The sequence below is a fragment of the Streptomyces sp. SID12501 genome (assembly GCF_010550245.1).
GTDB lineage: Bacteria > Actinomycetota > Actinomycetes > Streptomycetales > Streptomycetaceae > Streptomyces.
This window is the reverse complement of record NZ_JAAGLU010000444.1, coordinates 1-507: the sequence shown is the minus strand read 5'-3', so window position 1 is coordinate 507 and position 507 is coordinate 1. Positions and strand designations below refer to the sequence as shown.

1 protein-coding gene is annotated in these 507 nt (G+C 70.6%); it reads right to left on the bottom strand.

Translation table 11 applies throughout. The annotated features are described in order from the left end of the window. Positions 1-507: 6-phosphofructokinase (locus G3I71_RS46685; RefSeq protein WP_203733110.1), on the bottom strand; the 507-nt coding region annotated here is incomplete at both ends.

Below are 507 nucleotides of genomic sequence, written 5' to 3'. Positions count from 1 at the left end.
TGCTCGCCGATGATGTTCGCGGCGAAGCCGGCGGCCTCCTCGGCCGCGGTCCACGCGCCGAGCGACTGCCGGATCGGCACGACGTCGTTGTCGATCGTCTTGGGCAGGCCGACGACCGTGAGCTCGTAGTCGTTCTCGTGCAGGTACGCGGCCAGGTCGGCGGCCGTCGTGTTGGTTTCGTCGCCGCCGATGGTGTGCAGCACGTCGACGCCGTCGGCCTTGAGGCGCTCGGCGGCGACCTTCAGCGGGTCCTCACCCTCGGCGACCAGGCCGCGCTTGACGCAGTCCGCGGCGTTGGTGAGCTTGACGCGCGAGTTGCCGATCGGCGAGCCGCCGAACCGGTGCAGGACGCCCGCCTTGGCGCGGACCTCGGGCGTGATCGTGACGCTCTCGCCCAGCAGCAGGCCGTGGTAGCCGTGCTGGTAGGCGATGATCTCGACGTCGGGGGCGATCTCCGTGTAGCGCTCGATGAGCCCGCCGACGGCGGACGACAGGCAGGGAGCGAAA